The organism is Mesorhizobium sp. M1409, assembly GCF_040317535.1.
Taxonomy (GTDB): domain Bacteria; phylum Pseudomonadota; class Alphaproteobacteria; order Rhizobiales; family Rhizobiaceae; genus Mesorhizobium.
In genome coordinates this window covers 1-19,666 of record NZ_JAMYKV010000004.1, presented here as the reverse complement: position 1 = coordinate 19,666, position 19,666 = coordinate 1, and the positions used below count along the sequence as shown (strand labels likewise).

At 63.2% G+C, this 19,666-nt stretch carries 25 protein-coding genes and 1 pseudogene; 13 read left to right on the top strand and 13 right to left on the bottom strand.

Going from position 1 to position 19,666, the window contains the following annotated elements:
* The first annotated feature begins 153 nt into the window (after window positions 1–153).
* Genes ispG through NKG99_RS04690 form a run of 4 tightly spaced genes read left to right on the top strand, consistent with a single transcriptional unit; the run spans window position 154 to window position 3,258 of the window.
* Window positions 154–1,404, top strand: coding sequence for a flavodoxin-dependent (E)-4-hydroxy-3-methylbut-2-enyl-diphosphate synthase (ispG, locus tag NKG99_RS04705; RefSeq protein ID WP_352864718.1), 1,251 nt, complete (start codon window positions 154–156; stop codon window positions 1,402–1,404).
* A gap of 6 nt (window positions 1,405–1,410) precedes the next feature.
* Window positions 1,411–2,265: a lytic transglycosylase domain-containing protein gene (locus tag NKG99_RS04700; protein WP_352864716.1), complete on the top strand. Its 855-nt coding sequence runs from the start codon at window positions 1,411–1,413 to the stop codon at window positions 2,263–2,265.
* A gap of 2 nt (window positions 2,266–2,267) precedes the next feature.
* Window positions 2,268–2,894, top strand: a complete 627-nt coding sequence (locus NKG99_RS04695) for a Stf0 family sulfotransferase (RefSeq protein ID WP_352864713.1) — start codon at window positions 2,268–2,270, stop codon at window positions 2,892–2,894.
* Window positions 2,884–3,258: a Stf0 family sulfotransferase gene (locus tag NKG99_RS04690; RefSeq protein ID WP_352864710.1), complete on the top strand. Its 375-nt coding sequence runs from the start codon at window positions 2,884–2,886 to the stop codon at window positions 3,256–3,258. Before NKG99_RS04695 ends, NKG99_RS04690 begins: the two co-directional genes overlap by 11 nt.
* On the opposite strand, the gene NKG99_RS04685 is transcribed toward NKG99_RS04690, so the two are convergent.
* The 3 genes from NKG99_RS04685 to NKG99_RS04675 form a co-directional block, all read right to left on the bottom strand.
* Complete coding sequence (locus NKG99_RS04685) at window positions 3,227–5,563, bottom strand: response regulator (RefSeq protein WP_352864708.1); 2,337 nt, start codon at window positions 5,561–5,563, stop codon at window positions 3,227–3,229. The two genes, NKG99_RS04690 and NKG99_RS04685, sit on opposite strands and share 32 nt — an antisense overlap.
* Window positions 5,564–5,794: 231 nt before the next feature.
* Window positions 5,795–6,601, bottom strand: coding sequence for a class I SAM-dependent methyltransferase (locus tag NKG99_RS04680; RefSeq protein WP_352864705.1), 807 nt, complete (start codon window positions 6,599–6,601; stop codon window positions 5,795–5,797).
* A gap of 160 nt (window positions 6,602–6,761) precedes the next feature.
* Complete coding sequence (locus NKG99_RS04675) at window positions 6,762–7,679, bottom strand: polyprenyl synthetase family protein (RefSeq protein ID WP_352864703.1); 918 nt, start codon at window positions 7,677–7,679, stop codon at window positions 6,762–6,764.
* A 77-nt stretch (window positions 7,680–7,756) separates the two neighbouring features.
* On the opposite strand from NKG99_RS04675, the gene NKG99_RS04670 reads away from it, so the two are divergent.
* From NKG99_RS04670 to NKG99_RS04660, 3 genes are all read left to right on the top strand, one after another.
* Complete coding sequence (locus NKG99_RS04670; protein ID WP_352864701.1) at window positions 7,757–8,518, top strand: transglycosylase domain-containing protein; 762 nt, start codon at window positions 7,757–7,759, stop codon at window positions 8,516–8,518.
* A gap of 140 nt (window positions 8,519–8,658) precedes the next feature.
* Window positions 8,659–8,841: a 50S ribosomal protein L32 gene (gene rpmF, locus NKG99_RS04665; protein ID WP_008834724.1), complete on the top strand. Its 183-nt coding sequence runs from the start codon at window positions 8,659–8,661 to the stop codon at window positions 8,839–8,841.
* A 243-nt stretch (window positions 8,842–9,084) separates the two neighbouring features.
* On the top strand, window positions 9,085–9,486 hold the full coding sequence (locus tag NKG99_RS04660) for a hypothetical protein (RefSeq protein WP_352864698.1): 402 nt from the start codon (window positions 9,085–9,087) through the stop codon (window positions 9,484–9,486).
* 73 nt (window positions 9,487–9,559) lie between these two features.
* On the opposite strand, the gene NKG99_RS04655 is transcribed toward NKG99_RS04660, so the two are convergent.
* The 3 genes from NKG99_RS04655 to NKG99_RS04645 form a co-directional block, all read right to left on the bottom strand.
* On the bottom strand, window positions 9,560–9,991 hold the full coding sequence (locus NKG99_RS04655) for a GlcG/HbpS family heme-binding protein (protein ID WP_352864695.1): 432 nt from the start codon (window positions 9,989–9,991) through the stop codon (window positions 9,560–9,562).
* A 159-nt stretch (window positions 9,992–10,150) separates the two neighbouring features.
* Complete coding sequence (locus NKG99_RS04650) at window positions 10,151–10,384, bottom strand: hypothetical protein (protein WP_352864693.1); 234 nt, start codon at window positions 10,382–10,384, stop codon at window positions 10,151–10,153.
* A gap of 78 nt (window positions 10,385–10,462) precedes the next feature.
* Entirely contained in the window at window positions 10,463–10,984 is a 522-nt protein-coding gene (locus NKG99_RS04645; protein ID WP_352864691.1) for a winged helix-turn-helix transcriptional regulator, read from the bottom strand.
* A 99-nt stretch (window positions 10,985–11,083) separates the two neighbouring features.
* Between NKG99_RS04645 and NKG99_RS04640 the strand changes: the two genes are divergently transcribed.
* From NKG99_RS04640 to NKG99_RS04630, 3 genes and pseudogenes are all read left to right on the top strand, one after another.
* Window positions 11,084–11,920: an alpha/beta fold hydrolase gene (locus tag NKG99_RS04640; protein WP_352864688.1), complete on the top strand. Its 837-nt coding sequence runs from the start codon at window positions 11,084–11,086 to the stop codon at window positions 11,918–11,920.
* A gap of 118 nt (window positions 11,921–12,038) precedes the next feature.
* Window positions 12,039–12,695: a glutathione S-transferase family protein gene (locus tag NKG99_RS04635; protein ID WP_352864685.1), complete on the top strand. Its 657-nt coding sequence runs from the start codon at window positions 12,039–12,041 to the stop codon at window positions 12,693–12,695.
* 5 nt (window positions 12,696–12,700) lie between these two features.
* Window positions 12,701–12,817: pseudogene (locus NKG99_RS04630) on the top strand (transcriptional regulator); the annotation flags it as partial.
* A gap of 26 nt (window positions 12,818–12,843) precedes the next feature.
* Here the strand turns inward: NKG99_RS04630 and NKG99_RS04625 are convergent.
* From NKG99_RS04625 to NKG99_RS04615, 3 genes are all read right to left on the bottom strand, one after another.
* Entirely contained in the window at window positions 12,844–13,107 is a 264-nt protein-coding gene (locus NKG99_RS04625) for an ArsR/SmtB family transcription factor (RefSeq protein ID WP_352864683.1), read from the bottom strand.
* 31 nt (window positions 13,108–13,138) lie between these two features.
* A complete protein-coding gene (locus NKG99_RS04620; RefSeq protein ID WP_136618343.1) occupies window positions 13,139–14,386 on the bottom strand; it encodes an MFS transporter in 1,248 nt (415 codons plus the stop codon).
* A gap of 90 nt (window positions 14,387–14,476) precedes the next feature.
* Window positions 14,477–14,668 carry a DUF1192 domain-containing protein gene (locus NKG99_RS04615; protein ID WP_023757432.1) on the bottom strand — a complete coding sequence of 64 codons (192 nt, stop codon included), beginning with the start codon at window positions 14,666–14,668 and terminating at the stop codon, window positions 14,477–14,479.
* Between the two features lie 113 nt (window positions 14,669–14,781).
* On the opposite strand from NKG99_RS04615, the gene NKG99_RS04610 reads away from it, so the two are divergent.
* From NKG99_RS04610 to NKG99_RS04600, 3 genes are all read left to right on the top strand, one after another.
* Window positions 14,782–15,792 (top strand): NAD(P)H-quinone oxidoreductase, encoded by a 1,011-nt coding sequence (locus NKG99_RS04610; RefSeq protein ID WP_352864680.1) that lies wholly within the window; start codon window positions 14,782–14,784, stop codon window positions 15,790–15,792.
* A 182-nt stretch (window positions 15,793–15,974) separates the two neighbouring features.
* Window positions 15,975–16,115: a DUF1127 domain-containing protein gene (locus tag NKG99_RS04605; RefSeq protein WP_352864678.1), complete on the top strand. Its 141-nt coding sequence runs from the start codon at window positions 15,975–15,977 to the stop codon at window positions 16,113–16,115.
* A gap of 277 nt (window positions 16,116–16,392) precedes the next feature.
* Window positions 16,393–17,088: a DUF1013 domain-containing protein gene (locus NKG99_RS04600; RefSeq protein WP_352864675.1), complete on the top strand. Its 696-nt coding sequence runs from the start codon at window positions 16,393–16,395 to the stop codon at window positions 17,086–17,088.
* 64 nt (window positions 17,089–17,152) lie between these two features.
* On the opposite strand, the gene NKG99_RS04595 is transcribed toward NKG99_RS04600, so the two are convergent.
* The 4 genes from NKG99_RS04595 to NKG99_RS04580 form a co-directional block, all read right to left on the bottom strand.
* Window positions 17,153–17,872 carry a helix-turn-helix transcriptional regulator gene (locus tag NKG99_RS04595; protein WP_091578656.1) on the bottom strand — a complete coding sequence of 240 codons (720 nt, stop codon included), beginning with the start codon at window positions 17,870–17,872 and terminating at the stop codon, window positions 17,153–17,155.
* Window positions 17,873–17,952: 80 nt separating this feature from the next.
* A complete protein-coding gene (locus NKG99_RS04590; RefSeq protein ID WP_352864672.1) occupies window positions 17,953–18,354 on the bottom strand; it encodes a hypothetical protein in 402 nt (133 codons plus the stop codon).
* A 74-nt stretch (window positions 18,355–18,428) separates the two neighbouring features.
* The gene (locus NKG99_RS04585) at window positions 18,429–19,019 is read right to left on the bottom strand and encodes a DJ-1/PfpI family protein (RefSeq protein ID WP_352864669.1); all 591 of its coding nucleotides are present in this window, start codon (window positions 19,017–19,019) and stop codon (window positions 18,429–18,431) included.
* Between the two features lie 95 nt (window positions 19,020–19,114).
* Window positions 19,115–19,282: a hypothetical protein gene (locus NKG99_RS04580; RefSeq protein ID WP_352864666.1), complete on the bottom strand. Its 168-nt coding sequence runs from the start codon at window positions 19,280–19,282 to the stop codon at window positions 19,115–19,117.
* Between the last annotated feature and the right edge of the window lie 384 nt (window positions 19,283–19,666).

The following is a 19,666-nucleotide window of genomic DNA, read 5'->3' as shown; positions in this document are numbered from 1 at the left end:
GCGGCGGGCCGATTCTGGCCAGTAGCGACCTGTCGCCATTGACAAGCCATCTTTGCTCATCCACCTCATGCCCGGACTTTAGCGCATCGGCCCGGGGCGCGCTCTGTGCGTCCAAGGGGACGTTCGGCGCTCCAGAGACAAAAGGCTGCCGGCATGACCGGATATTTTTCCTCTCCTTTCCCTCGCCGCACCTCGGTCGGCGTCGATGTCGGCGGCGTGGTCGTCGGCGGCGGTGCGCCCGTTGTCGTGCAGTCGATGACCAACACCGACACGGCCGATATCGACCAGACCGTTGCGCAAGTCGCGGCACTCCACCGGGCCGGCTCCGAGATCGTGCGCATCACCGTCGATCGCGACGAGAGCGCCGCCGCGGTGCCGCGCATTCATGAGCGGCTTCAGCGGCTTGGCATCAACGTGCCGCTGGTCGGCGATTTCCACTATATCGGCCACAAGCTTTTGGCCGACCATCCGGCCTGCGCCGAGGCGCTGGCCAAATATCGCATCAACCCGGGCAATGTCGGCTTCAAGGACAAGAAGGACCGGCAGTTCGCTGATATCGTCGAGATGGCGATTAGATACGACAAGCCGGTGCGCATCGGCGTCAACTGGGGCTCGCTCGATCAGGAACTGCTGACCCGGCTGATGGACGACAACCAGGCCCAGGGCTTTCCAATGACGGCGCAGGAAGTGACGCGCGAGGCGATCGTGCAGTCGGCGATCCTGTCGGCCGAGATGGCGGAGGAGATCGGCCTCGGTCGCGAGAAAATCATCCTATCGGCCAAGGTCAGCGGCGTGCAGGATCTGATCGCCGTCTATACCGAACTCGCCACCCGCTCCGACCATGCGCTGCATCTCGGTCTCACCGAGGCCGGCATGGGTTCGAAAGGCATCGTGGCTTCGTCGGCCGCCATGGGCATCCTGCTCCAGCAAGGCATTGGCGACACCATTCGCATTTCGCTGACGCCGGAGCCGAATGGCGACCGCACACGTGAGGTGCAGGTATCGCAGGAATTGCTGCAGACCATGGGGTTCAGGCAGTTCGTGCCGATCGTTGCCGCATGTCCTGGCTGCGGCCGCACGACCTCCACCGTGTTCCAGGAACTCGCCCAGAACATCCAGGCGGATCTGCGCAAGAACATGCCGGTGTGGCGCGAAAAATATCCCGGCGTCGAGAACCTCAAGGTCGCGGTGATGGGTTGCATCGTCAACGGTCCGGGCGAGTCCAAGCATGCCGACATCGGCATTTCGCTGCCCGGCACCGGCGAGACGCCGACGGCGCCTGTCTTCGTCGACGGCAAGAAGGCGGCGACGCTGCGCGGGCCGTCGATCGCGGCGGATTTCGAGAAAATGGTCGCCGACTATATCGAGCAACGGTTTGGTCGCGGCAAGGCCGCGGCAGAGTAGCGCGCGATGCGGCGTTTCCTCAGGGCTACGCTGGTTCTGTTTTGCGCCCTGGGTTGGTCGACGCTGGTTCAGGCTGATCCGCCGCAATCCGCCAAGCAAAGGCTGATCGACAAGGTCTGCAACCTGATCCAGGCGCATGCCGACAAGAACGGCCTGCCCAGGGATTACTTCGCCCGGCTGATCTGGAAAGAAAGCCGTTTCGATCCCGACGCCGTCAGCCCGGTCGGCGCCGAAGGCATCGCCCAGTTCATGCCCGGCACCGCCAAGATGCGCGGGCTGGCCAATTCCTTCGACATCAACCAGGCGATCCCGGCGTCGGCGAAGTATCTCGCCGAAATGAAAACCGGCTACGGCAATCTCGGTCTGGCGGCGGCCGCCTACAATGCCGGCGAAAGCCGGGTGTCGCGCTGGCTCAGCTCCGGCGGCTTCCTGCCGATGGAGACCGAAAGCTATGTCTTCGACATCATGGGCGAGCCGGCGGACAAGTTCACCGACCGGGCTTATGCCGGAAGGATCGAGCCGCTCGACTCAAAGGCGGATTTTGCCGACGCCTGCCGCAGGCTGCCGGTGATCATGTCGCGGACCGTGGCGATGGCCTCGATCAACATAAAACCATGGGGCATCCAGGTGGCCGGCAACTTCCGCTGCAGTGCCGCGATCAACCAATGGCTGCGGGTAAGAAGCCGGTTCCCGGCCCTGCTCGACGGGCACGATCCGGTGGTCAGCCGGGTACGCACGCCGATCGGCCGGCGCGGTATCTATGCGGTCAGGATCGGTGTCGACGACCGTGCCGCCGCCAATGTCATCTGCCAGAAATTGCAAAGCGTCGGCGGAGCGTGCGTGGTGGTGCGCAACCGGTAGTTTTGTCCACCGCCGACAAGGTGTCTTGTCTGAGAGAGGCATTTGAAGGTGGCCGCCAAGACGTCGCATCCAGCAAGGATTTCAGCTATAGCGGCGGCCATCTTCACCAGGGGGCGGCAGCCGTACCTTTGACGACCAGCATGGGCCGCAACATGTTCAATGGATACATTATCTGCGGCACGCCGAGGACCGGAAGCACTTTGCTCGGCAAGCTTCTGGAGTCCGCGAGGACGGCCGGCACGCCCCACTCATTCTATCGGCGGCAGGACGTGTCGGAGTGGGCTGAAGAGTGGAAGCTGCCTGACCGCGACACGATGAGCGAGCTCGAATTCAATGCCGCCTATCTCAATGCGGCGATCGCTGCCGGCAAGGGTGGGACCGGCATCTTCGGCCTTCGTTTGATGCGCGAAAATCTGGATGAACTCTCGGCTATCCTCGACCAGATTTTCCCGCAGCTGGTCTCGGCTATCCTCGACCAGATTTTCCCGCAGCTGCCATCCGACAGAGCGCGTCTTGAAAAGGCCTTTGGCCGCATTCTCTGCATACACCTCTCCCGGGAGGACAAGCTCGCGCAGGCTGTCTCCCTGATCAAAGCAGAGCAAACCGGGCTTTGGCATATTGCTCCCTGACGGAACCGAGATCGAAAGGGTCGCACCACCGAAGGAACCCCAATATGATTTCGAGCGGATCAGACGTGAGGTCACGGAACTCGAGACCTATGATGCAGCCTGGAACATTTGGTTCGCGGAGCAAGGCATATCCCCGCTGCGGGTCGGCTATGAGCGTCTTGCCGCGAACCCCGCTGCGACATTGCCAGGCATCTGCGAAGCCCTGGGGGTCCGAGCACCCGACGCCGAGGATGTAAGCCCCGGCGTTGCAAAGCTCTCCGACGACACGAGCCTCGACTGGATGCGCCGCTATCGTCTGGACGCAGCCGTCCGACGCATCGGGCGGATGCGGGCTATGCCGTCTTCGCCACCACCGTCTCGCTGAGCCAGGTGCCGATCTTGGTGCCGAGGCGATCGGGCGAAACCGGCTTCGGCAGATAATCGTCCATTCCGGCTTCGATGCACTTGTCGCGATCGCCCTTCAGCGCATGCGCGGTGACGCCGATGATCGGTATGCGGGTGCCCGCCGAGACCTCCATCGCCCGGATGGCGCGGGTTGCTTCGTAGCCGTTCATCTCCGGCATCGAAACGTCCATCAGGATCAGCTTGGGGCGCAGCGCCCGGTACATCTCGACCGCCGTGCGGCCGTTGCCGGCGATGCGGTAGCTGAGGCCCAGCCCATTGAGGATCTGGCCGAACACCAGTTGGTTCACGTCATTGTCCTCGGCAATGAGAATGTCGATCGGTCCGTTCGGCGTGGCCGATTCCGGCACCACCGCGACCGGCATCGCCGGGCCGCGGATGACGGTGAAGGCAGGTGCCGCCGCCGGGGGAGCCCGCACGATCGGTTCGCGGACGAACTGCGCCTTGCCGACCTGCGAGCGGGCCTTCTGCACGACCGAGATGACGGTGCCGAGCAGGATCGCGGAGCGTGCCGGCTTGGTCAGATGCGCGGCAATGCCGAAGTCGATGATCATCTTACCGAAATCGACCTGGTCGACCGAGGTCAGCAACACGACCGGGATGGAGGACAGCCTACTGTCGGAAGCAATGGCCCTGGCGACGTCGGCGCCGTTCATGCCCGGCATCTGGTAGTCGAGGATGATGCAGTCGACGGCGGCGCCGAGCTGAAAGGCGCGATCGAGGAAGGCCAGGCCCACGGCGCCGCTTTCGGCGGCGGCACAATCGAAGCTCCAGCTTCTGAGCTGTTCGAGCAGGATTTCGCGGTTGACCGGATTGTCGTCGATGACCAGCACACGCGCGCCGGTGACGTCGACCGGCACGATCTCGTCGCGAGCCGCGGCCTGATGCGCCGGCAGCGGCACCGCGAACCAGAACACCGAGCCGCGGCCGATCTCGCTCTCGACGCCGATCTTGCCCGCCATCAGGTCGACGAGGCGGGCGGCGATGGCGAGGCCAAGGCCGGTGCCCTCGTGGCGGCGGGTCGACGAACCGTCGACCTGGGCGAACTTCTCGAACACGTTCTGCAGCTTCTCGGCCGGTATGCCGATGCCGGTGTCCTCGACGCGAACCTTGAGCTGAACCACGTCGTTGACGATCTCGCCGCCGACATCGATCAGCACATGACCCTTTTCGGTGAACTTCACCGCGTTGCCGAGGAGGTTGGTGACGATCTGCCGGAACCGGCCGGCGTCGCCGACGACATGGGCCGGCAGGCGCGGGTCGACACGCACGATCAGTTCGAGGTTCTTTTCGGCGACGCGCGCCGATACCAGCGTCGCCACGTCCTCGACCGCCTCGGAGAGACGGAAGGGAGCGGGGTCGAGGGTGAGTTGCCCGGCATTGATCTTCGAGAAATCGAGGATGTCGTTGATGATGGTGAGCAGTGCATTGCCGGATTTGACGATGACCTCGGTGAAGGTCTTTTGGCGCGCCGTCAGATCGGTCTTGGCCAGCAGTTCAGCCATGCCGAGCACACCGTTCATCGGCGTGCGGATTTCATGGCTCATATTGGCCAGGAATTCCGACTTGGCACGGTCGGCGGCCTCGGCCTTGAACAGGGATTCCGCGGATTCGGCAAAGGCGCGGCGGATTGCCACTTCCATCGGGCGGAAGATCCAGAAGGCGACGATGGCAAGGGCGGCGAACAGGATACCGCTTGCCCACAGCAGCAGCCTGTCGCCGGAGGCGTCCGCCAGATGGCGCTCATCATCCATGGCGGTGCGGACGCGGACCAGCATCGGCTGGGCGAAGAGGTCGTTCTGGTTGCGGATCTCGCGATAGCTCCACTCATCGACCTTCTGCGCCACCGACATCAGGTTGAAGTTGCGCACCATGTCGCGCGGCGACCAGAACAGATCGCCGTTGACGGAAGCGGACTGGAGCTCGTTGGCGGTCTTGACCGACAGGCGCGGCTTGATCGCCGCGAGTTGCGCGGTCAGCGTCTCGATCTCGCCGGTCAGGCGTTCCGAATGGCCGCGCGCCGATGTGGTCAGCGCATCGCGTGTCTCCGCCCGCCAGGCTGTGCCGGTCGTCTCGGCAAAGCTGGTCGCGTTGCGCAGGTCGCGGGTGAAGACGACGAGGTTGCTGCTCAGCGCATCGATGTCACGGCGAAAGGAATTGACACGATCGAGCGCAACCACGATTGCCACGGAAGCCAGCGCGAAGATCAGCAACCCTGAAATATAGCGAATCCGGACTGACCGGATGAAGGACGAATATTCAGGCATGCGCAACCCCAACACATACGCACCATTTTATTGGTCGGGATTACGCTTCATTTACATTAAAATTTCGTGTGGATAGCGAACCATGCGGACCACCGGATGGATGACAGCTTTTTGAACGTCCTTTCGTCGCTAAGCGTGTCGCGTCCGAACGGATTCAGGCGACCCGCTTCAGGTCTTTGTTTTTATACATATCGTTCTCTCAAAACCGAGGTCGCTTTTGGGCGACATGCATCAAGCCGCCACCACGACGAGCGCGCGGATGCGGCCACTTACCGGCCCTTCCCCGAACCGCTTCCCCATGGCATGCGCCACGTGTCGCGTCGCCTCCTCCAGCGAGCCGCCGCGCGCCTCGATTTCGCCACGCAGGTTCGTGCCCTGGCAATAGGCCGCGGCCGCATCATACGGCGACGGAGCGGCGCTCACAGCACCCAGAGGCTCGACGGTGACGTCGCGAAAGCCAGCGGCATGCAGGTCGGCGCGGATGGTGTCCGCATTGTGATAGCCGTGCGGCGTCCTCGCCATGAAGCGAGGTGGATCGGCGGGGAAGAGAGTGCCGAGCGCCCGCGTCACTTCCTCGGCGAACTCATTCTCTTCGATGGCACTCCAGACATTGAACAGGAAATGCCCGCCCGGCCGCATCACCCGCCGGACTTGCCCGTAGGCGGCCACTCGATCGGGGAAGAACATCGCGCCAAATTGGCAGACCACGGCATCAAACCGGGCGTCCTCGAAGGGCAGCGCCTGGGCGTCGGCCTGCTGCCAGGTGATACGAGGATCGTCCGCCATCCGCGTGCGCGCGTGGTCGAGCATCGGCTGGTTAAGGTCGGTGGCCACGATGCGTGTTTGCGCCGGCAGTCTCGCTGCGAGCGCACGTGTCACCACACCGGTGCCCGCCGCCACTTCGAGCACTGATTGCGGCCCGAGCTTAGACACCCGCTCCGCCAGATCTCGTGCATATGGCTCGAAGATCAGCGGCACCATCGCCCGGTCGTAGACCTCGGGAATGGAACCGGTGAACAGGTTGTCGGTGGTCGACATGGCATCCCTCCAACTCTGTCCGCACCGCGTGGTTGCCGTGTGGATGGCAAAGCGATGTCGATCCTCTGCTTCGGCAGGCTTCCGTTCAAGTTCAATCTCTGAAGCGGCCGGCGGAGGACGCATGTGCTTTAGTCAGGACGATGTCTTGGTTGTCCCAACCTCAACTGGTACGGGTCGCGACGAATGCCGCCGCTTCCTTCAGCAGCTGGGCGTCGTCGCCATAGGGCTCAAGCAGCGCATGGGCCTGTTCGACGAGGCCGTGAAGCTGGCTGCGCGCCCAATTGGCGCCGTGCAGCGCCACCAGCGTCGCCTTGCCGGCGGCGGCATCCTTGCCGGTCGCCTTGCCCATCTGGCTGGCATCGGCGGTCAGGTCAAGCAGGTCGTCGGCAAGCTGAAAGGCCAGGCCGATCGCGGAGCCGAATTCGGCCAGCCGTTCACGGTCCTCGGCGGGAGCGCCGGCGATGAGGGCGCCGGCCTCGCAGGCAAAGCGGATCAGCGCGCCGGTCTTCATCGCCTGCAGCCGGATGATGCCGGCCTCGTCCGGCGGCGCCTGTTCGGCTTCGAGGTCGAGCTTCTGGCCGCCGACCATGCCGCCGGCCCCGGCCGCGCGGGCAAGCGCCAGCACCAATGCCGCCCGCCGCTCCGCCGGCAGCACCGTCGCCTCGCCCGCGATGATGTCGAAGGCAAGCGTCAGCAAGGCGTCGCCGGCCAGGATGGCGGTGGCCTCATCGAAGGCCATGTGCACCGTCGGCTGGCCACGACGCAAATCATCGTCGTCCATGGCGGGCAGATCGTCGTGGATCAGCGAATAGCAATGCACGCATTCAATGGCTGCCGCGACGCGCAGCGCCGCCTCGCCGTCAGCGGAAAAAATTGCCGCACTTTCCATGACCAGGAAGGGGCGCAGGCGCTTGCCACCGTTCAGCACGCCGTGGCGCATCGCCGCCATCAGCCGGTCAGGCCGGGCGATCTCGCCCGAAAGCGCGCGGTCGTCGAGCAGCCGCCGCAGCAGCACCTCGACGGCGGCTGCCCGTCTGATAAGCGCCATTTCGAACGCCATTTCGTCGTCATTCGTCATGGTCGGGACCGGTAGCCGACACTCAGACGTTGCGCAAGAAGCCAAGCGCCATTATGCCGGGGCAGGGAGAGCACGGATTGGGCGGCTTGGCGGAACCGATCGTCGATCATGAAACCGAAAAGCTGGACATGGCGACGAGATCGCGAGGCGTGAACCGCCGTGGTCTCAAACGCTGGGTCCGGCGCGGTATCGTCGTGGCCGCGGTGCTGGTGCTTATACCGACGGTGCTGACGCTCCTTTACCTGCCATTCTTCGTGCATCCGGTCTCGACGCTGATGCTGAAGGACCTGGCGACATTCTCCGGCTATGACCGCCGCTGGGTATCGATCGATGAGGTGTCGCCGGTGCTGGCCAATTCCGTCATCATGTCGGAGGACGGGCAGTTCTGCTTCCATCGTGGCGTCGATCTCGGCGAATTGCGGGGCGTCGTCGACGACGCGCTGGCCGGTGAAGCAACGCGCGGCGCCTCGACCATCACCATGCAGACGGTGAAGAACCTCTTCTTATGGTCGCGGCCACTGGGTTCGGTGCGCAAGGTGGTCGAACTGCCGCTGGCCGTCTATTTCGATGCGGTGACGTCGAAACGGCGCATCATGGAAATCTATCTCAACATCGCCGAGTGGGGGCCGGGAATCTACGGTATCGAGGCCGCGGCACGGCATCATTTCGGCGTTTCGGCAAAACAGCTGTCGCGACGGCAGGCCGCCCTGCTTGCCGTCTCCTTGCCAAATCCGATCGCCCGCAATCCGGCCAAACCCGGACCGGGCCTGAGACGGCTGGCCAATTTGATCGAGCGGCGCGCCGGCCGCTCCGGCGCCTATGTCGGTTGCCTCCGCTAGCCAACTCAAAAAAATTCGCGGCAGTGCTGGCCAAAACGGCACAGGGCGTGTATAGGCACCCGACTTTCTCAGATTTAGGCCCCGACATGGCCCTTTCACGAGGGCGGGCGGGGCTTTTGACCATGTAGTGGAGCATATCCATGGCCGTTCCGAAACGAAAAACCTCTCCGTCCAAGCGCGGCATGCGCCGCTCGGCCGACGCTCTCAAGGCCCCGACCTATGTCGAGGACAAGAATTCCGGCGAAATGCGCCGTCCGCACCACATCGACCTGAAGACCGGCATGTATCGCGGTCGTCAGGTGTTGACGCCCAAGGAAAGCTGAGACCAGCTTTTCCAAAAGCTTGAATTACAAAATGACCGGCCAGTGGCCGGTCTTTTTGTGTTTGGGGGCCAGGTAGCGCTCGTCTCGAAGCGTGGGCGGCATCGGCGCAGTTCCCTGGGCGGGCAACCGGCTGACATGGTTGTTGCGTGCGGTCTTCGACCGTGTTCAGCGCTGCCACCGAAAAATCTTGACGGCGTGCCTGTGGCGCATTCTACAAAGGATTGCCCCACATGGAGACGCCAGATGTTCGGTGCCATTCCGCTGCTGATCGTGCCTTTCGTGCTCTACAATCTCGGATTGCTGGGAATATTCGGAAGCGGTGACGATCCGTGGGCGAGCGAGGTCTTTTCATTCAGCATGATGTCGGGTGGCGTGTTCTCGATGACGCTCGGCGACCTGATGGTGCTGACCGGGCTGATCTTCCTGTTCCTCGAAATGGCGAAGTCGGTGCGCACGACCAATGCATCGATCATGGATCACCTTCTGTCGACGCTGGTCTTCGTGGCGTTCCTGGTCGAGTTCCTGCTGGTGAAGGGCGCCGCCCATTCCGTCTTCTTCACGCTGATGGTCATCGCGCTGTTCGATGTGCTGGCCGGATTCGCGGTGTCGATGCGATCGGCCAGCCGGGATATCAATTTGAATTAGGCCGCATTGACATTCAAGTGATGCCGGCCTGACCTAAATCTCGACACACTCTGGTTCCGATGCCGAGTGACGTTCAGCCCGGATCGGCGGAGAAACCGGCTGCCTCGATGCCGGCGATGGCCGCGGCCTCGTCATTGTCCGACGTGTCGCCGGAGATGCCGACGGCGCCGATGATGGCGCCAGCCTTGTCGCGGATCAGCACGCCGCCCACCACCGGCAGTACGCGTCCGCCGGAGACGTCCGAAATACCGGCAACGAGATGCGGACGCTCTTTGGCGAAAGCCTCGACCTTACGCGAGCCCATGCCGATCGCCAGCGCGCCATAAGCCTTGCCGGCCGACATTTGCGGGCGCAGGAACGAGGCGCCGTCCTGGCGCTGGAAGGCGACCAGATGCCCGCCGGCATCGAGCACCGAGACGCCGAGCGGCTTGAGCTTGAGATCGGCGCCCTTGGCAAAGGCGGCATCGATGATTTGCCTGGCTTTTTCGAGTGGCAGTGCGGTCATGGCGGTCTCCTGTTTGAAAACGCGTCGATCATTGACCGTCGACGGGCGAGATAACATCCCCGTTTCGGTTGAAATTGCTTCGCGTGAAGAGGCGGGATGGGAGCGGCCTTCGCCGACACCATCCGGATACGGCGTTACCGCTTGCGTGTCTGGGGATGGCTATTTTTTCTTGGCGCGGGCCGGCTTCTTGGCGGGCGCCGCCGGCGCATTGGCAAGATCTTCGGCTTCCTTGGCGAGACGGAGCGCCCGCAGCTTGTTGGTCTTGGCCTGGCGGGCGTCGCTCTCGGCGACGTATTCGGCCATCGCCTTCTGGCGGACGGTTGCCGCCTCTTCCTGCTTCTTGAAACGCAGCTCGGCGCGCGCGCGGGCAGCATCCCTAGAGTTCTCAACCAAGAGCTTTATCCAATCCCGTGAATCTTGATTTTCCGCCTCTTGTAGCAGAGCCGGTCCGAAAACGGGAAAATAAGTTGGTCAAGCGGCCGGGTTGGCGGCGGGTGCCTTGCTGGCAACCACCGCCTGATAGGCGGCCTGCAGGGTCGCGCGGACAGAAGGACCAGAAGCTGTGTCGAGCGGCACGCCGAGATGTTCGTGGCGCAACTCGTCCATGAACTTGTCCCACATCGGCTGTCCGCCCTTTTCCAAGAGCTCGGCGCGGATCGAGAGTTCTTCGCTGACCGGCAGCCATACGCGGCCCCAGGCGCCGAGATGGGCGAGGATCGGCACCAGCGTGATCGCCATCTCGGTCAGGCTGTAGATCGCCTTCTGCTTGTGCGAGGGGTCGTCGGCCTTGGTCAGCATGCCCAGCTCCATCAGGCGCTTCAGCCGGTCGGCGAGGATGTTGGAGGCGATGCCTTCCATCGACCCGTTGAGCAGCTCGCAAAAATGGCGTCTGCCGCCGAAGATCATGTCGCGAAGGATGATCAGGCTCCAGCGGTCGCCGAACACTTCCAGCGACAGGTTGATCGGACATCCGGACCGGCGATCCATGCTCATAAGATTTTTCTCCAAAACCGGTTGCATTATCGTATCGGTTTTATTATCGTGCAACCGATTGCAAAATACAATCAGTATTACAACGGGGGAGACCGCGTCATGACGACGATCGAACGTCCCGTAATCATGTCCGAGGCCTTTGGTGATCCGGCGAACCCGCCACTGTTGCTGATCATGGGCGCGATGGCCTCCATGCTGTGGTGGCCGGAGGCGCTGTGCCGGAAGTTGGCCGATTCCGGCCTGTTCGTGATCCGCTATGACAATCGCGATACCGGCCGTTCGACCAAATATAGACCGGGCGAGCCCCCTTACACTTTCGATGATATGGCCGACGATGCGATGCGTGTCCTCGACGACCACGGCATCGGCAAGGCGCATGTCGCCGGCATGTCGATGGGCGGTATGATCGCGCAGCTTGTGGCGCTCAAGCACCCGTCCCGTGTCGCATCGCTGACCGTGATCAGCAGCTCGCCGATAGGGATCGACACGTCGCATCTGCCGCAAACCAGTGATGCCTATGCCGGGCATTCAGCCGAGGGAGCCAAGGTCGATTGGTCGGACCGTGACCAGGTTATCGATTTCATCGTCAGGGACGCGCGGGCGATCGCCAGCACCGCACACCCATTCGACGAGGCCCGGATGAGGGCGTTCGTCGAGCAGGACTACGATCGTTCCGGCGGCTTCCTGAGCGCGACCAACCATTTCATGCTTCGGGGCGGTGACGCATGGAAGGGCCGGCTGCGCGAGATGACGGCGCCGTTGCTGGTCATCCATGGCACGGCGGATCCGATCTTCCCGGTCGAGCATGGCGAGGCGCTGGCCAAGGCTGTCGCCGGCGCGAAAATCATCCGCATCGAAGGCGGCGGCCATGAACTGCATCCGGACGACTGGACGGAGATATCCGCCGCTATCGTCGCCCACACCCAAGCCGCTTAGGGCGACAAAAGCGGGCCTTGACGGACAGCGCCTGTCGCAAAGTTAATGCTTCAGTATTTGCCTCTGCTTGGCAGCACAGCGCCGGCCATCGCCGAACCACGAGACAGACGAGCAAGACATGTCCCTGACGCTTCATTTCCATCCGCTGGCCTCCTTCTGCTGGAAGCCGTTGATCGCGCTCTATGAGAACGCCACGCCGTTTACGCCTGATATCGTCGATCTCGGCGACGAGCAATCGCGCGCGGCCTTCCTGAAGATTTCGCCGAGCGGCAAGATGCCGGCGCTGCGCGACGATGCGCGCGACCGCACGGTGCTGGAGTCGACCATCGTCGTCGAATATCTGGCCGCGCATTATCCAGGACCGGTCGACCTCGTTCCCGCCGACATCGATCTGGCGCTGGCAGTCCGCCAGGCCGATCGCTTCTATGATTTCCACGTGCAGGAGCCGATGCAGAAGATCGTCGGTGACCGGTTGCGGCCGCAGGACAAGACTGATCCGTTCGGCGTCGAGCAGGCCCGCGGCCAGCTGCGCAATTCCTACGCCATCATCGAGCAGGATATGCAGTCGAAGACCTGGGCGATGGGCGACACCTTCACCATGGCCGATTGCGCGGCGTCCCCCGCGCTGTTCTATGCCAACAAGGTCGAACCGTTCGGCGACAACCACCCGGCCGTGAAGCGCTATCACGACCGGCTGGTGCAACGGCCTCCCTTCGCCAGGGTGATCGAGGAGGCGCAGCCCTACTTCAAGTTCTTCCCCTACAATGACGGCTGATCGCGATGCTGCACGATCCTGCCCAGATTGATCGGATGTTCCAGGCGCTCGCCGACCCGGCGCGGCGGCAGATGGTTGATCGGCTGTCGCGCGGCCCCGCTTCGGTCAGCCAGCTGGCCGAGGGCAACGGCACGGCCGGCCGAACGGGTCAGGCTTCCCAGAACTGATCGAGCCAGATGTTGAGTTTGAGGAAGCCGGTATTGCTCACCGTATAGACGCGTCTTGTGCCTTCGGCTTTGGCGTGGACCAGCCCGGCATCGAGCAGTACTTTCAAATGCTGCGAAACGGCTGGCCGCGATACGGGCAAACCCGAAGCGAGTTCGTTGACGGTTTTCGGGCCGCGGCGAAGTTCTTCCAGAAGATGGCGCCGGTTGGGATCGGCAATCGCCATGAAGGCGTCGGAAAACATCATGCCTTATTTGTGGGGCAAAGCCTTTCGAATCTCAACCGTCTGCTTCTGCTTTTCTTCTGGGATCAAGCCGCAATGCTTCCGGCGTCACCGAACGGTCGGCCGGCTGCGTCTTGAAGGCGTCACGATCGCCGATCGGCACCGGCGCGCGGCGGCTGATGCGCAGCAGCGTATAGCCGGCCAGGCAGAGATGCGCGAAGGCGGTCGCCAGGAACAGGCCTTCCGGGCGCATCCAGCCCATCAGGGCGGCGGCCAGCAAGGGTCCGATCATCGTGCCGAAGCCGTAGAGCAGCAGCAGGCCGCCCGACACCTTGACGAAATCCTCCGAGCGCGCGTGGTCGTTGGCATGCGCCACGGCGATCGAATAGAGCGTGTAGGCGAAGGCGCCATAGGCCGCGGTGAAGACGATGACGAAGACGCTGGAGCGTGGCTCGAACAGGAAGATCATGAGCGCGAACAGGGCCGCGCCGAAAGCCGCCCCCGCCAGCACGAAACGCCGGTCGGTCTTGTCGGACAGACGCCCGGCCGGAAGCTGCATGGCAGCACCGGCAACGACCACAAGGCTCATCATCAAGGCGATCTCGGCCGTGGAAATGCCGATGCGGGCCCCATAGACCGCGCCAAGCGTGCCCCAGGCGCCGTTGGCGATGCCGATCAACACGCAAGCGACCGCCGACACCGGCGAATTGGCATAAAGGCCTTTGACGTCGAGCGAGACATCCTGCAGCGGCTTGGGGTGGGAAGCGCTCGAGACCGCGGTCGGAATGAGCGACAGGCAAAACAGGATGCCGGTGATCATGAACAGCGACGCCGATTTCACATCGCCACCGGCGACGATCATCTGCCCGCCCATGATCGAGGCATAGGTGACCATCATGTAGAGGCCGAAGACGGTGCCGCGATTCTCGTTGGTGGCTTTCTCGTTCAGCCAGCTTTCGATGACCATGAAGGCGCCGGCCATGGTGAAGCCGGTGAAGGCGCGCAGCAGGATCCAGACATATTCGTCGATGATCAGCCCGGTGAGCAGCGCCACGATGGCGCCCGACGCGGCAAAGGCGCCGAAGGCGCGCACATGGCCCGCGCGGCGCACGATGCGCGGCGCGAAGAAGCAGCCGGTGACGAAGCCGCCGGCCCAGGCCGTGCCCATCAGGCCGAGCGATGCGGTCGAGAAGCCTTCCAACTGACCGCGCAGCGGCAGCAGCAGCCCGTGCAATCCGGACGCCGCCAGCAGGAAGGCAGTGCCACGAAGCAGCGAGAGGATCGGGCGGTAGGTTGCGAACATTGTTTGATCCGGCTCGTGTTTGACAGGGGCGCTGGGTCTGAAGACCGTCGCATTCGGGCTTTTCGGCGGCGGGCCTTTGCGCCCGCGCTGCTATCCGCGGCGGAACAGCGCCTCGGCAGCCGATTTGGTGGTGTCCTTGGCCTTGAGCTCGGCCTCCAGCCTGGCGATCTCGTCTCGCAGGATGCCGATGCGTTCCGACAATTCACCGACGGAAAGCAGCGACAGGTCCTGCCCGATCTCGTGCGGGCGCGCCTTCTTGGGTTCGTCGTCGAAGATCGCCATCGTCGCTCCTCCCTGATTTGGCCATTTGCCTGATTTGGCAATCAGCATACATAGGGCAGGGGCGTCGATGCAAACGGCCGATCGGATAACGGCGAGGAAAGACGGGAAATCTCATGGCGAGCGGACAGAAAATTCCGGCAAGAATGACGGCCATTGCGATCTCGGAGCCGGGTGGCCCAAGGGTGCTGAAGCCGGAAACACGCGACGTGCCGCAGCCCGGCCCCGGCGAGATACTGATCAAGGTGCATGCCGCCGGCGTCAACCGGCCCGATATCCAGCAGCGCAAGGGCGCCTATCCGCCGCCGCCCGGCGCCTCGGACCTGCCGGGCCTCGAGGCGTCGGGCGAAGTGGCGGCCGTTGGCGACGACATATCGCGCTGGCGCATTGGCGACCGCGTCTGCGCGCTCACACCCGGTGGCGGCTATGCCGAATATGTCAAGGTTCATGCCGGCAGCGTGCTGCCGCTGCCGGCCGGCTTCACCCACACCGAAGCAGCGGCCGTGCCGGAAAACTACTTCACCGTCTGGCACAATGTGTTCGAGCGCGGCGGCCTGAAGCGCGGCGAGATGCTGCTCGTCCATGGCGGTTCGTCCGGCATCGGCACCACGGCAATCCAGCTTGCCTCGGCCTTCGGCGCCTATGTCATCACCACCGCCGGCAGCAAGGAGAAATGCGATGCCTGCCTGAAGCTCGGCGCCGACCGCGCGATCAACTATCGCGAGGAGGATTTTGTCGCGGCGGTGAAGGAGGCAACGGGCGGCAAGGGCGCCAATGTCATCCTCGACATGGTCGGCGGCGACTATGTGGCGCGCAACTACGAGGCCGCGGCGGTCGAGGGCCGTATCGTCCAGATTGCCGTGCAGGCCGGTGCCGTGGCGAGCGCCGATTTCTCCAAGATCATGGTCAAGCGGCTCGTCCACACGGGTTCGACGCTGAGGCCGCGCACCGTAGAATTCAAGGCGGCGATCGCGGCGGCGCTGGAAGCGCAGGTGTGGCCGTTGCTCGGCACGCGCAAGGTGGCGCCGGTGATGGACATGATCTTCCCGCTCAGCGAAGCCTGGCGGGCGCATGAGCGCATGGAAGACGGCGAGAATATCGGCAAGATCGTGCTGGACGTCGGCTAACCCGGCATCACTTGAAGCCGAATACGTCCCTGGCGTGCGCCTCACTGCCTACAAGATGAACAGATGCTTAATGCTGCAATGCAGCATTTGCATCATTGCTATGCAAAATCAGCCATTCAAGTCCTCATCGATGACGCCTATTTGAGCACCATCGAAAACGAACACCGATTTGGAGGACTATCATGAACCCGATCCGCGCTTACCGTAACTGGCGTATGTACAACGAGACCGTCCGCGAACTGAACCGCCTCAACGCACGTCAGCTCAGCGACCTCGGCATCAACCGCGCCGACATCGAAAAGATCGCCCGCAGGGCCATCTAACCGTCGAGCGTGACCCGCGAAGGTCACGCCTGGCAAGCCAGAGCCGCGTCAGACGGGATTCCCGTCGCGGTTCCGAGCCCGCTGGACACAGTCCGGCGGGTTTTGTCGTTTTGGGCGCAGTTTCGCTCGCGGCATTGGCGCGAGCGCCATCCAGTCATTGCTTCCAAAAACATTGCGAAACAACAATGGAACGGTTATACAGGCCGCGAATTTCCCATTTTGGTGGCTCCAAACCACCGCCCGCGCGGGAACGCGGGCGAACGAGAAGGATTTTTAAATGGCCAATACGCTGCTGATGCCCAAGGCGACCGCCGTCTGGCTGGTCGACAACACCGCGCTTTCCTTCGAGCAGATCGCGCAGTTCTGCGGGCTGCATCCGCTCGAGGTCAAGGCGATCGCCGACGGCGAATCGGCGCAAGGCATCAAGGGCATGGATCCGATCATGACCGGCCAGCTGACCCGCGACGAGATCGCGCGCGCCGAGAAAGACCCGAACCAGCGCCTGAAGCTTTCGGAGCCCAAGGTGCGGGTGCCCGAATCCAAGCGCAAGGGTCCGCGCTACACGCCGCTGTCGAAGCGGCAGGACCGGCCGAATGCCATTCTCTGGCTGGTGCGCAACCATCCCGAGCTCAAGGACGCGCAAATCTCGCGCCTCGTCGGCACCACCAAGTCGACGATCGAGCAGATCCGCGAGCGCAAGCATTGGAACTCGGCCAATCTGCAGCCGATGGATCCGGTGACGCTGGGCCTTGCCTCGCAGATCGACCTCGACATGGAAGTCAACCGTGCCTCACGCGGTCGCGAACAGGCGCAGCCGGTCGGTGACACGCTGCTGCCGGCGGCCCTGACCGAGCGGTTGGTGCCGGCTCCCGAGAAGCCGAAGGACGAGGATGCCGAACTCGACGCAAACGCCGTGTTCGCCAAGCTCTCGGCCTTGAAGTCGAAGAACACGGACAACGACGACGACGAGTAAGATTGTCCGACATTCCAAGAAAAAGCCCGCTTCGAGCGGGCTTTTTTGTGGGGTGCGTCAGGTCTCAGGTCCGCGCGGCGCGATCCGGCGCCATGCCGTAATCCTCGCTGCGCTCCACGGCCCGGTAGAAGTCGGCGAGCTGCTTGCCGCGCTCCGGCTTGAAGATGCGGCCGGCGATCACCACCGAGGCGATGCGGTCGATGCGGAAGGCGCGGAAGTCATCGCGCATCTCGCACCAGGCGACCAGCGTCCACACCTTGCCCCAGAACCACAAGCCAAGCGGACGGATATCGCGGGCGGTGCCGCGGCCGGCCTCGTCCGAGTAGTCGATGGTCAGCACCTGGCGCTTTTCGACCGCGCGCTCGATCAGGTCGATCGCCTCACGGGCGGCATCACTGACCACCCACATCGGCGTATGGATCTCGGTGCGGGCGATGCGGTCCTTTTCGGCGTCGGGCAGTACGGCGCCGATCTTGACCAGTGCCTCGTCGGCGGCGCGCGCCATGGCGGCGCCGCCAAAGGCACGCACCATGCGGGCGCCGGCAACCAGCGCGACGATCTCGTCACGTGTGAACATCAGCGGCGGAAGGTCGAAACCCTCTCTCATCATGTAGCCAACGCCGGCCTCGCCGTCGATCGGCACGCCGGTCGACTGCAGGTCGGCAATATCGCGGTAGATGGTTCGCTCGGAAACCTCGAGCCACGTGCCGAGCTTCTGAGCGGTGACCAGACGGCCACCACGCAGATGCTGCACAATCTGAAAGAGCCTGTCGGCGCGGCGCATCGTTTGCTTCCCCAGTGTTGTTCCCATGCATGCCGTGGCTCCCGGACCGGGTCCACTTCCAGACGACATGCATTACGGCGTCAGCCCTTCGCATTTGCGCTGCGTGGCGACGAATGCCGCGCCGAAGGAAGTTTACTCGTTGTCGGCGTCTTCGCATCACGCACGCGCCAGAAGGGTGCTACGTCCCTCGGCGTCATGCCGCGCTCGAGATCCTCATTGGCGGCCTCCGCAACCCTGCGCAGATGATAGCCGATGGTGACAGGACATGTCACTTCGGCACCATGCTCGATGGCGAGCGCCGTGCGCAACGCACGCACGTCCAACTCGACTCCTTCGGGAATCGAGCGGATGAAATCATCGACCTGACGCGGCGTCGGCACCAGCATCGACTGACCTTCGACGACATCGGCCATCGTGCGCGGCGGCGTCGGCTTCACGCCGTTGCTGCCTGATGTGTCCAGCCTGTCGCTCCAACTCTTCATCGATCGTCCTTTCGACCGCCGATGCGCAGTCTCTGAGGCTCGCACCATCGCACGTCCCTCCTGACAGCATACTGTCAGGAGGCTTCAGCATACTCCTTGGCGAACAGCGTTCGCATCTGGGCGAGATCGCTGCCTCTTTCCGGATAGAGTGTGTTGAGAAAGGCGAGTGCGAAGGTGCCTGGCGCCGAACCGGGCGCGGAAACAATCTTGCCGTCGGCCACGGCATACGGCACATCCTGATAATTGCTGTCGCCGGCATAGCCGGCCTCATGTCCATAGATCCAGTCGCGGCCATTGCTGGTGTGCCTGGCTTTCTCGAACAGGCCGGCGCGGGCCAACGCCAGCGTGCCGGCGCAGATACCGCCGACCACGCCGTCGCGCGATGCAACGGCGTGGAGCAGGTCGGTAACATCCGGCGGTGCCTTGCCAAACCACTGATCGGAGCCGATGACGGCGACGGCGTCGAGATCGGTATTCTTATCCGCCTCTGCCGAGCGATCGGGCGTCAGCCGGAATCCGCTGATCCCGGTCACCGGCTTGCCGTCGGGCGTCAGCGATACGGCGCGGGCGCCGAACCATTCGACCGCCGAGGCCGCCAGCAGCCCGTATTCCCAGTCGGCAAAGCCTTCGATGAAAAGAAAGCCGATTGTCTTTCGTTCAGGCATAAGCTCGCTCCATTCCTCGCGCGCCAAACCTTGCTGCTGGGCTTTTTATCTGGGCGTTGACGCGCCCACGTCCAGCCGCCGGGTCGAAATTCGTCTCAATTGCCGCGAAAGCGACGGTCGGCATACATGTCCGGCCAGCCGATATCCTTGCGAATGTCCTCCGGCAGCGAGTTCATGAACCGCTGGGTGCGGATCTCGTTGCGCATCGTGCGGATCTTGCCGACATAGTGCTGCATGCCGCGCAGAATGGTAAAACCGTTCATGGCTAGTCTCCTCTCTGTGTATGGAGACACTATCGCATACCCCTCCTGACAGCAGTCTGTCAGGAGGGTGGCAGGGCACACGACAATAGTTCCGACCGGAACCTCCGGCAGGAAAAGCATCGTTTTCTCACCACATCAGACCGAGACCACGGCAGGCTCTTGGTTGGCGACCGTTCATCGCAAGGGTGCTGGTCAAGGCGCTGCTGTTCAGCTTTCAACGACGGACTGTCGGCACGCATGGTCTTCAGCGATGTGGCCGCGGTTCTGATATGAAGGGAGAAAATTCTTCCCCGAAAACAGCAGGGCTGTCCGGGGAAATCTATTCATATATGAAGGCCATCTGATTGAGGGAGGATCGGTCTCTTGGTCGGCTCGGATTGACCG

Excerpts from the sequence above, each read along its gene's own strand:
- ispG (WP_352864718.1), top strand. The coding sequence starts at position 154 with ATGACCGGATATTTTTCCTCTCCTTTCCCTCGCCGCACCTCGGTCGGC.
- NKG99_RS04700 (WP_352864716.1), top strand. The coding sequence starts at position 1,411 with ATGCGGCGTTTCCTCAGGGCTACGCTGGTTCTGTTTTGCGCCCTGGGT.
- NKG99_RS04685 (WP_352864708.1), bottom strand. The coding sequence starts at position 5,563 with ATGCCTGAATATTCGTCCTTCATCCGGTCAGTCCGGATTCGCTATATT.
- NKG99_RS04680 (WP_352864705.1), bottom strand. The coding sequence starts at position 6,601 with ATGTCGACCACCGACAACCTGTTCACCGGTTCCATTCCCGAGGTCTAC.
- NKG99_RS04675 (WP_352864703.1), bottom strand. The coding sequence starts at position 7,679 with ATGACGAATGACGACGAAATGGCGTTCGAAATGGCGCTTATCAGACGG.
- rpmF (WP_008834724.1), top strand. The coding sequence starts at position 8,659 with ATGGCCGTTCCGAAACGAAAAACCTCTCCGTCCAAGCGCGGCATGCGC.
- NKG99_RS04660 (WP_352864698.1), top strand. The coding sequence starts at position 9,085 with ATGTTCGGTGCCATTCCGCTGCTGATCGTGCCTTTCGTGCTCTACAAT.
- NKG99_RS04655 (WP_352864695.1), bottom strand. The coding sequence starts at position 9,991 with ATGACCGCACTGCCACTCGAAAAAGCCAGGCAAATCATCGATGCCGCC.
- NKG99_RS04645 (WP_352864691.1), bottom strand. The coding sequence starts at position 10,984 with ATGAGCATGGATCGCCGGTCCGGATGTCCGATCAACCTGTCGCTGGAA.
- NKG99_RS04640 (WP_352864688.1), top strand. The coding sequence starts at position 11,084 with ATGACGACGATCGAACGTCCCGTAATCATGTCCGAGGCCTTTGGTGAT.
- NKG99_RS04635 (WP_352864685.1), top strand. The coding sequence starts at position 12,039 with ATGTCCCTGACGCTTCATTTCCATCCGCTGGCCTCCTTCTGCTGGAAG.
- NKG99_RS04625 (WP_352864683.1), bottom strand. The coding sequence starts at position 13,107 with ATGATGTTTTCCGACGCCTTCATGGCGATTGCCGATCCCAACCGGCGC.
- NKG99_RS04620 (WP_136618343.1), bottom strand. The coding sequence starts at position 14,386 with ATGTTCGCAACCTACCGCCCGATCCTCTCGCTGCTTCGTGGCACTGCC.
- NKG99_RS04615 (WP_023757432.1), bottom strand. The coding sequence starts at position 14,668 with ATGGCGATCTTCGACGACGAACCCAAGAAGGCGCGCCCGCACGAGATC.
- NKG99_RS04610 (WP_352864680.1), top strand. The coding sequence starts at position 14,782 with ATGGCGAGCGGACAGAAAATTCCGGCAAGAATGACGGCCATTGCGATC.
- NKG99_RS04605 (WP_352864678.1), top strand. The coding sequence starts at position 15,975 with ATGAACCCGATCCGCGCTTACCGTAACTGGCGTATGTACAACGAGACC.
- NKG99_RS04600 (WP_352864675.1), top strand. The coding sequence starts at position 16,393 with ATGGCCAATACGCTGCTGATGCCCAAGGCGACCGCCGTCTGGCTGGTC.
- NKG99_RS04595 (WP_091578656.1), bottom strand. The coding sequence starts at position 17,872 with ATGCGCCGCGCCGACAGGCTCTTTCAGATTGTGCAGCATCTGCGTGGT.
- NKG99_RS04590 (WP_352864672.1), bottom strand. The coding sequence starts at position 18,354 with ATGAAGAGTTGGAGCGACAGGCTGGACACATCAGGCAGCAACGGCGTG.
- NKG99_RS04585 (WP_352864669.1), bottom strand. The coding sequence starts at position 19,019 with ATGCCTGAACGAAAGACAATCGGCTTTCTTTTCATCGAAGGCTTTGCC.
- NKG99_RS04580 (WP_352864666.1), bottom strand. The coding sequence starts at position 19,282 with ATGAACGGTTTTACCATTCTGCGCGGCATGCAGCACTATGTCGGCAAG.